The following is a 9,989-nucleotide window of genomic DNA, read 5'->3' as shown; positions in this document are numbered from 1 at the left end:
ATATTAACTATTACAAATAATGGGGTTTAACTTTTAATTAAAGTTGATCCCTTTTTTTAGTTTTTAAATTAATGATGACTCCATTTTGAGCATCATATCGTGCGGGTGGATTTTCTATGATCTCAATTTTTTTTTATTCATCCCCTTTCATGTTTTCTAAAAACGATTTGAGTTCTTCTCCTGACAGATTAATAGTTTTATCATTTACCGTAAGTTTAACACTTTTTCCTTTTACTGTCAAGTTATTACCTTTGGCAATAATTCCTTGAGATTTTTTTAAAATATCCCATACAGTACTGGCTTCATTGGTTGGAGTTGTTATAAACTGTACTCTATCTATTTTTCGCTCAATAGTTTTTTGTGTATTAAGAATTTGAATTTCTTGAATCCTTTTTCTTGAATCTTTTTTAACTTCTTTACTGACTAATTTCCAATTTAGAAATAGAAATAATAAAACAACTGAATGACGTATATTTTTTTATTCAAAATTGCGCAAACACTAGGTTATCGTAGGTTAAGAGTTGGTTAATCAAAAGTTAATGATAGGTATTTTATAAAAAAGGGTGTCTTAATTTGTAACATTTTTCTAATGGCAATTTGGATTTAATTGTTGAAAAAACAAACTACACATTAAAATATTACTTTTCGGACACCCAGTTGTTAGTCATTATTAAACAGTACCCCAATAAATGATAAAAAAATCGTTATTCTTTTTTAGAGTCGTTGGATGTGTTCATAAGTTCCATTAATTTCATACCTAATAGACCGCTAATACCTCCATCCGTTCCATTTGAACCTGAAATTAGTACTTCAGGAATTACTTTAATATTTCCTTTACCAATTTCTTCTGTAATTTTATATTTAGTAAAATTATCGCCACCCATTGCGGAAACTTGTAATTGATATGATTCTGCCGTTGATTTACCAATTGCCATAATTTTTTCAGCTTCGGCTAGACCTGTTTTTGATATTTTTTCAGCTTCTGCACTTGCATTTAATTTAGTTGCTTCTGCTTGAGCAGCAGCCTTTGCCTTAGTAGCCTCAGCCTCAGCAATAGCTCTCATTTTAGTAGCCTCAGCTTCTGCATTAACATTTAATTTTAAACTAGCGGCATCTCCTTCTGCTTTTTTAACAGTAGCATCCGCTGTACGCTGTGCTATTTCTACGCTTTGAGCTGCTCGAACAATTTCTTTTTGCATATCTGCAATGGCTGTTTCTTTTTCAACTCCTTGACGTTGTTCTTGTGCCATTTTTTGCGTTTGATATGTTTTTTGTTCTTCTTCTGCTATTTTTCTATCCGTTAATGTTTTCATTAATGATTCAGGAGGTATAATATCTCCAATTAAGGTATCAACTGCGTTTACATTGTATTCATCTAAAACGGTTTTAATGTGTACTTTTGCTGATTCCTGACGCTCTTTACGTGTACTTAAGAATGATATTACATCACTATCTTGTGCTGAATTACGAAAATAGTTTCCTATTGTTGGTTCTAACACTTGAGAAACTAAATTAGTCATACTACCAAAGCGGGCAATAACTTTAGGTGCTTCATTTGCAGGAACGTGAATAATTTGAGATACATCTAAATTAAACGGGAATCCATCCTTTGAACGAACCGTAATAGTTGATAAATTTTTGTCTAAATCGTGTGATTCACTACGTGCATTTGCCCAATTTAAAACCAAATTCGTTGTAGGAACTAATTCTAATTTAGTGGTATATTTATTCAATGCGTACTTACCAGGCCCTAGGGGCTCCATCCATACACCTCGTTGCCCTTTAGAAACAATATTACCGTGTTTAAAAGTTTCTCCTGTTACATCTTGTCCGTCTTCTCCTATATAAGAAATCACTACTCCTACATGCCCAATTGGAACATCAGTCATAGGATTTTGTTCTATTTGTATTGCCCAAGGGTTTATATAATAAGAACCTGCTAACATTACTTGCGGTTGCAAACCACGATTTCCCCCTTGATCTAAAAAACGATCAAAATTTTGAAAATTATTATGTCCATCAGCAAATTTTCCAGCAATTTGACCATGAGGTATAGGCTCTCCATCAAGTGCTGTTACAATCCCAACCATGTTTTCAAAAATCTTAATTTGGTCTACGATAACAATCTCAAATAAATAGGTATTAATCCGATACGATCCACTCGTAATAAAGGCTGTTTGACGGCCTTTTTGTCCTCCTCTATCCAAAAAGCCCGTAGCATCTTGGTAATTATCACATTCTACTCTGCGTGCTAAAATTCTACCTGTAGGAATTTCTTTTCCATCTTTGCTTAATATTAAACCTATTTTACCTTCTGGAATAATCGTAAATGCGGTCATATCTACTGAATATTGCCAGATCCACATCCCCCAATACAATCCTGGAGCCAATGTTTGTGCCTGAAAACCAGCTTCTCCCTTTGTTGCTATAATTCTACCATCTGGCAACGATTTATCTGTCCCAAACAATACAAATTTTTTGGTTACTAAACCTATTTTGTCCTCAGGTACGATGACCATTCCAAAAAAAACTCTTAAAACAAATTTGTAAAATACAACAGTTAATACCAATGGTAATAACCACCATAATGAAATAATTGATGTCATAATAAAACAATTAATTAGTTTGAATAAAATATTTCTAATAAAATTTAACCAAATAAAATAGGAGTTTATTTTTCAATTTATTACAAATAGGAATTCTTACTGCAGTAAAATTTAGAATTCTATTTTTAATTTAGTAACACCTTAGTGCCATTCTTACATTGATTAAATTTAAATACCTTAGTTATACGTTTGTTGAAAAAAAAAGTTACACAAAATTGCAAAAACATTTTATATAAAAACAAATATCGAAATGACTCTCTAAAAAGTAGTCATTTAAGATCTAGTTTGTCTCTTCTACAACAAAAGAAGTCCACATTATCTGTGATATATGATTCCCTTCGCCCGTTCACTTCATTCGAGCTTACTCTTAATAAAACGAAAAGGTTCCTTTTAGAGTTTCTAATTTATATTACATAAAATAAATTAACATTTTTTTACCAAACATTTGTATATACAAATGTTTATTTTTTTTACATTTGCTGTATCAAAATTTCTATAGAAATGAAAATAGAAGAAGAAATTAAAAGTACAGTTACCTTATCGCTAGCAAAAAGGGTACTTCTAAATCTTACGTTCACACGAAATGTTGTTGGAGATAAATTTTTAGAAATATTAAAACCTCATGACTTATCAAGTGAACAATATAATGTATTAAGAATTTTAAGAGGACAAAAAGGCAAACCTGCTAATATGGCATGTATACAAGAACGTATGTTGGCCAAAACTAGTAACACTACCCGATTGGTTGACAAATTATTAATAAAAGAACTAGTCGTTCGAAAAGTTTGTCCTGAGAACAAAAGAAAAATGGAAATTACAATTACAGAAAGAGGACTAGAAGTATTAGAGGCCTTGGATCCTTTAGTATTAGCACACGAAAATGAGTTTGCTGATAAGTTAACACCTGCTGAATTAGAAATTTTCAATGAATTATTAGAAAAATATAGAAGTTAAATAATGAGTAAATTTATTGAATACCAAAATTGGCGATATGCCACCAAAAAATTCGATTCTTCTAAAAAAGTTAGTGAATCGGATTTAAATATACTAAAAGAAGCTATTCGATTAAGTACTTCTTCTTATGGGCTTCAGCCCTATAAAGTACTAATTGTTGATAATCCAGAGATTCGTGAACGATTAAAACCTGCTTCTTGGAATCAGTCCCAAATAACAGATGCTTCTCATCTATTTGTTTTTGCAAACTATAGTCATTTAGATGAAACTGTTATTGATGATTTTATAAAAAGAGTGAGTTTCGTTAGAGAAGTACCACAAGAACATTTAGCTGGTTATAGTGCATTTATGAAAAGTAAAATTTTAGAACTAAGCACTACAGAACAAAGTATCTGGACTTCTAAGCAAACTTATTTAGCGCTTGGTAATTTGTTAAATGCCGCTGCTGAACTAAAAATAGATGTAACTCCTATGGAAGGTTTTGAAGCCGAAAAGTATAATGAAATACTCAATCTAAATTCTCAAAATTTAAATGCCTCTTTAGTAGCTACTATAGGTTATAGACATGAGGAAGATCTTACTCAACACGATAAAAAAGTAAGAAAATCAAACGAAAAATTATTTATTAATATCTAACACTACATAAAAAATGAATATTTTAAAATCTTTTGCTTTAGCAATACTAGTAACTTTAGGGGGTTTAACTACCACTGCTCAAACTTCAAAAAAAGTAGACGCATCAAAAAGTAAAGTTTTATGGTTGGCAAAAAAATTTGGTGGCCAACACGATGGAGATATAAAACTAAAAGAAGGACAATTAATTTTTAATGGAAAAGAATTAAAAGGCGGAAATTTTACAGTAGATATGACTACTATTAATACTTTGGATTTACAAGGTGAATGGAAAAACAAATTAGATGTACATCTTAAAGATGGTGACTTCTTTGCTGTAGATAAATTTCCTACCTCAACTTTAGTATTCAAAAAAATTGGTAAGAAATCAACAAATACGTATAGTATAGAAGCTGATTTAACTATAAAAGGAATTACAAATCCTATAAAATTTGATCTAGTAACTAATAAAAATGTTGCAAGTGCTACTCTAATGGTAGACCGAACTAAATACGATGTAAAGTATGCTTCTAAAAACTTTGGTGCTTTAGCAGACAAAGCTATTGATGATGAATTTGAATTAAAAGTTCAATTAAAATACTAAATAAATTTTAAAATCCTAATAAAAGAGGCTGTCTGAAAAAAACTCAACATATAGTCTGTCATTTAACTAAAGGAAGAAATCATATTATCAACACTATGTAATTCCCCCTCCTTTAGTCAAAATAACAAGATTTTGAACTTTTCAGACAGCCTTTTAAATTATTCTAAATCTTCTACATAAAAACTAGATAAGAAAGCAATTGATTTTTCTATATCATAATGTAAAATTCGATCTTCTTTTACAAGAGGAACTTCTTCTCTATATAACTTTAAGAAACTTTCTAAAAACGTACTAGATTGTAATGGTCGTCTAAATTCAATAGCTTGTGAAGCATTCATTAATTCAATAGCTAAAATACGTTCTAGATTTTCCATTATTTTCAAACACTTAGTTGCGGCATTAGCTCCCATAGAAACATGGTCTTCTTGCCCATTACTAGAAACAATACTATCTGTACTGGCTGGTGTTGTTAGTTGCTTGTTTTGACTTACGATACTGGCAGCGGTATACTGTGGAATCATAAATCCGGAATTTAATCCTGGATCACTTATTAAAAATGCTGGTAAATCACGTAAGCCTGAAATTAATTGATAGGTTCTTCTTTCTGAAATATTCCCTAATTCAGCTAATGCCATCCCTAGAAAATCTAAGGTTAACGCCAGAGGTTGCCCATGAAAATTTCCTCCTGAGATAATTAAATCTTCTTCTACAAAAATATTCGGGTTATCGGTAACTGAATTGATTTCTGTTTTGAAAACTTTTTTTACATAATCAATTGTATCCTTTGACGCTCCGTGTACCTGTGGAATACAACGGAAAGAATAAGGATCTTGTACATGTTTTTTGGATTGTTTAATAATTTGGCTTCCATCTAGCAACTCTTGAAAACGTTGTGCGGTTACAATTTGTCCTTTATGCGGACGAACCATGTGAATTAAATCATTAAATGGCTCAATTCTACCATCAAAACCTTCTAATGAAATAGCCCCTATTACGTCAGCTAAATAACTATATTTCACCGCTTTTAATAAGATATAACTTCCATAAGCGCTCATGAATTGTGTACCATTTAATAATGCTAATCCTTCTTTAGATTGTAAAGTAATAGGTTGCCAATTCATTTTTTCAAGTACTTTCATAGCTGGTTGACGAAATCCATCTAGATATACTTCTCCTTCTCCTATTAATGGTAGACATAAATGCGCCAATGGTGCTAAATCACCAGAGGCTCCTAATGATCCTTGTGTATACACTACAGGAAAAACATCGTTATTATAAAAATCTATCAAACGCTCCACTGTTGCTAATTGCACACCTGAATGTCCATAACTTAAAGATTTTACTTTCAACAACAACATGATTTTTACAATCTCTTGTGGCACTTCATCTCCTGTTCCACAGGCGTGTGATTTCATTAAATTTTCTTGAAGTTTTGATAAATTTTCATTTGAAATTTTCACATCACATAACGAGCCGAAACCTGTGTTTATACCATAAATGGGGTCTTTGTGTTCCTCCATTTTTTTATCTAAATATTCACGACATTTTACAATGTTTAAGCGTGCTTCTTCTGATAATGCTAATTTTTGATTTTGTGAAATAATTTCTTGTAACGTTTCTAATGAAAATATATCAGAAGAAATATAATGAGTAGTATCCATCTTTATTCTAAAATTTGTTGCCCAAAATTCCATAAAAAAGATCAGAAATCAAAAAGAAGTTTAGCATTTCAAATAAAAAATTATGTACTAACTGAAGTTTAAGTATAAATACAAAGTGTTTTGCTTTATTTATTTTTTAATTATTTCATAATACTATTATTTACGAAGTTTTTTCAATAAATAGACCGTTCTTCTTAGTCTTTTACTTTTATTCAAACAATATGGTATAAAGAAAAAATGGTGTTCAAAATGAAAAGTCTAATAAAATAAAACAATTTTCACTTGATTTCAAAGAATAATAACACGAAACTTCTATTTAAAAATATTAATTTTGCAATCAATTTTTTACAAACTACTTTAAAATGAAAAACACAGCATTAACTCATATTCACGAGAATTTAGGAGCTAAGATGGTTCCTTTTGCAGGATTTAATATGCCTGTACAATACGAAGGAGTAAATATAGAACACGAAACGGTTCGTAACGGTGTAGGTGTTTTTGACGTTTCTCACATGGGTGAGTTTATGCTCAAAGGCGAAAATGCTTTGGCATTAATCCAAAAAGTAACTTCTAATGATGCTTCAAAATTAGTTAATGGTAAAGCGCAATATTCTTGTTTACCGAACAACGAAGGAGGTATTGTAGATGATTTGATTGTATATAAAATTGCAGATGACCATTATATGTTAGTAGTAAATGCTTCTAATATTGAAAAAGATTGGAACTGGATTTCATCTCATAATGATTTAGGTGTTACAATGGAAAATCATTCAGATGCTTACTCTTTATTAGCTATTCAAGGCCCTAAAGCAGCTGAAGCTATGCAATGCCTAACTTCAATTGATTTAATAAATATGGGTTACTACACTTTTCAAATAGGTGAATTTGCTGGTGTACATAATGTAATTGTATCTGCTACGGGTTATACAGGTTCTGGAGGATTTGAAATTTATTTTAAAAACGAAGATGCTGAAACTATTTGGAATAAAGTTTTTGAAGCAGGAGCTCCTTTTGGAATTAAACCTATTGGATTAGCTGCACGCGATACGTTACGTTTAGAAATGGGCTTTTGTTTATACGGAAATGATATTAATGATACGACATCTCCTCTTGAAGCGGGTTTAGGATGGATTACAAAATTTGATAAAGATTTTACAAATTCTTTAAACTTGAAAAAACAAAAAGAAGAAGGGGTTACTCGTAAATTAGTTGGTTTTGAATTATTAGAAAGAGGTATTCCTCGTCATGATTACGAAATTGTAGATGCTAATGGAAATATTATAGGTATTGTAACATCGGGTACACAATCTCCTTCATTAAACAAAGGAATTGGTATGGGGTATGTACCAACAGCTTTATCTGCTCCTGACTCTGAAATTTTTATCAGAATTAGAAATAAAGATATTGCAGCAAAAGTGGTTAAATTACCTTTTTATAAAAAATAATTCCCTCTTTTACCTTCTAAGTTCAAAATATAATAATTACGCTTATATTTTGAACTTAGAAAAAATTATGTTTTTTTAGCTCAAAATAACGATTCGGATAATCTGTAATCAACCCATCTACTCCGTATGACATTATTGTTTGCATATCTTCTTTTTTATTGACGGTCCAAGGAATTACTTTTATATTCTTTGCATGCAAATAATCTACTTTTTGTTTATCTAATAAAATAAAATCTGGGCTATAAACAGTTGGCTTAAAACCCAATCGCTTTAGATTGTCATTAATAGATAATTTATTTTCAACTAAAAGAACGGTTTTAAATGAAGTGTATTTTTGATGTAAATACTGTAACGTTCTAACGTCAAAAGATTGAATATAAGTCCTATCTATAATATTTTTATTTTCTAAAACGTTAACCAATAAATCTACAAATTCATTGGGTAGCGGATGGTATATTTCATCTCCTTTGGGATCTGATTTAGTTTCTATATTGTAAAAGATTTTTTTATTAGGATATTTTGTCTGAATGTATTTTTCGACAAAATCAATTACCTCTATTAATAAAGGTTTATTGATTTTTATCTTTTCTTGTTCTAAAAATCGGGGATGTATTTTACTACCACAATCACATTTTTTTATTTCATCATAATTCATCTGATATAAATTAAATGATTGTTCTGTGGCTTCGCTAATGGTTTGGTTTTCTTTATCTAAACAAATTTCATGTGATAAGAAGGGTTCATGTGATAATAAAACTTGTTTATCTTTGCTAATAACAACATCCATTTCAAGAGTAGTAACTCCTAGATCAATGGCTTTTTTCATTGCTTCTATTGAATTTTCAGGAAGCAAACCACGACATCCGCGATGCCCCTGAATATCAAATTTTTGGGCTTGACTCATAAAAGGTAAAAATAATAATAGTCTTAGTATTTGTTTCATAGTTTCTTAATAGTTTCAATTAAAAAATCAATGTCATCTAAGGTATTGTATTTAGATAATGAAATTCGAATATTGGGTTTAGCTAAATATTCACTAGGAATAAATGCTTCTAAAACATGCGAAGGTTTAGAGCTTCCTGATTGACAAGCACTTCCTCTTGAAATAGCTACTCCGTTCATATCCATTAAAAAAACAATCATCCCTGATTTAGCTTCTTCTAATGGTAAAATAATATTTACAATATTATGTTGAGTCGTTTCTGGGTTTCCAACAAAAATACTTTCTGGAAAATGTTTTTTAAATGCTTCTACTAAATATTTTTTTAACCCTTGAAGGTATTCTTTGTTCGTTTCTAAATGAGCTAATGAAATAGCTAAGGCTTTAGCCATTCCTACTATATTATGAATACTTTCGGTACCTGCTCTAAGTCCTTTTTCTTGTTCTCCTCCATACAATATGGGTTGCAAAACAATATTTTTTTTGATGAATGCAAAACCAACCCCTTTAGGTCCGTGAAATTTATGAGCACTGGCTACCAAAAAATCTATTGAAATCTTTGATAAATCAACAACTGATTTTCCTATTCCTTGAACTGCATCTGTATGAAAATAAGCATTGTTTTTTTCTGATAGATGGGCTACCTTCTGAAGATCTAAAACGGTTCCTATTTCATTATTAACATACATTAATGAAACCAAGGTTTTAACATCTGAATTTAGTAAGTTTTCTAGATGAGCGTAATTAATTGTCCCATCAGGGTTAATAGAGACAAAATCTACTTGTATTTCAAATTCTTTTTGTAAAACGGCTACTGTATGTAAAACGGCATGATGTTCTATTTTGCTTGTAATAATCCTTTTTACTTCCAAACTTTTTATAGCTGAACGAAGTATTAAATTATTAGCCTCTGTTGCACAAGATGTAAAAATAATTTCTTGAGCATTGCATTGAAGGTTTTTAGCTATACTTTTTCGAGCTAATTCAAGTTCATTTTTTGCTTCTCTACCCATTTGGTGAGAAGACGATGGATTTCCATATTGAGTACTTAATATTCGAGTCATTTCCTCAATTACTTCAGGATACAATGAAGTTGTAGAGGCATTATCTAAATATACTTTTTTCATTTTTAAATCTTAAAACAGGTAAAATAATAATTAATTTCAT

8 protein-coding genes are annotated in these 9,989 nt (G+C 30.5%); 4 read left to right on the top strand and 4 right to left on the bottom strand.

Translation table 11 applies throughout. From position 1 onward, the window contains the following. Positions 1-704: 704 nt before the first annotated feature. The gene (locus B0A78_RS12595; RefSeq protein WP_014164293.1) at positions 705-2,606 is read right to left on the bottom strand and encodes an SPFH domain-containing protein; all 1,902 of its coding nucleotides are present in this window, start codon (positions 2,604-2,606) and stop codon (positions 705-707) included. 501 nt (positions 2,607-3,107) lie between these two features. Between B0A78_RS12595 and B0A78_RS12590 the strand changes: the two genes are divergently transcribed. Genes B0A78_RS12590 through B0A78_RS12580 form a run of 3 tightly spaced genes read left to right on the top strand, consistent with a single transcriptional unit; the run spans position 3,108 to position 4,776 of the window. Then, positions 3,108-3,560, top strand: coding sequence for a MarR family winged helix-turn-helix transcriptional regulator (locus B0A78_RS12590; RefSeq protein ID WP_014164292.1), 453 nt, complete (start codon positions 3,108-3,110; stop codon positions 3,558-3,560). Between the two features lie 3 nt (positions 3,561-3,563). Further along, positions 3,564-4,196, top strand: coding sequence for an NAD(P)H-dependent oxidoreductase (locus B0A78_RS12585; protein ID WP_014164291.1), 633 nt, complete (start codon positions 3,564-3,566; stop codon positions 4,194-4,196). Between the two features lie 13 nt (positions 4,197-4,209). Beyond that, on the top strand, positions 4,210-4,776 hold the full coding sequence (locus tag B0A78_RS12580) for a YceI family protein (RefSeq protein WP_014164290.1): 567 nt from the start codon (positions 4,210-4,212) through the stop codon (positions 4,774-4,776). Between the two features lie 158 nt (positions 4,777-4,934). Here B0A78_RS12580 and hutH read toward each other — a convergent pair whose 3' ends face one another. Continuing rightward, positions 4,935-6,437 (bottom strand): histidine ammonia-lyase, encoded by a 1,503-nt coding sequence (hutH, locus tag B0A78_RS12575; protein WP_041253308.1) that lies wholly within the window; start codon positions 6,435-6,437, stop codon positions 4,935-4,937. Between the two features lie 362 nt (positions 6,438-6,799). On the opposite strand from hutH, the gene gcvT reads away from it, so the two are divergent. Next, entirely contained in the window at positions 6,800-7,882 is a 1,083-nt protein-coding gene (gene gcvT, locus B0A78_RS12570; protein ID WP_097609723.1) for a glycine cleavage system aminomethyltransferase GcvT, read from the top strand. 55 nt (positions 7,883-7,937) lie between these two features. On the opposite strand, the gene B0A78_RS12565 is transcribed toward gcvT, so the two are convergent. Both B0A78_RS12565 and B0A78_RS12560 read right to left on the bottom strand, forming a co-directional pair. Further along, a complete protein-coding gene (locus B0A78_RS12565; protein WP_014164287.1) occupies positions 7,938-8,825 on the bottom strand; it encodes a glycerophosphodiester phosphodiesterase in 888 nt (295 codons plus the stop codon). Next, entirely contained in the window at positions 8,822-9,949 is a 1,128-nt protein-coding gene (locus B0A78_RS12560) for a cysteine desulfurase family protein (protein WP_065213718.1), read from the bottom strand. The genes B0A78_RS12565 and B0A78_RS12560 overlap by 4 nt, the downstream gene beginning before the upstream one ends. Positions 9,950-9,989: the final 40 nt, after the last annotated feature.

This window comes from Flavobacterium columnare NBRC 100251 = ATCC 23463 (assembly GCF_002530675.1).
GTDB classification, from domain to species: Bacteria; Bacteroidota; Bacteroidia; order Flavobacteriales; family Flavobacteriaceae; genus Flavobacterium; species Flavobacterium columnare.
The sequence above is the reverse complement of the archived record's forward strand: the minus strand, read 5'-3'. Positions and strand labels throughout refer to the sequence as shown.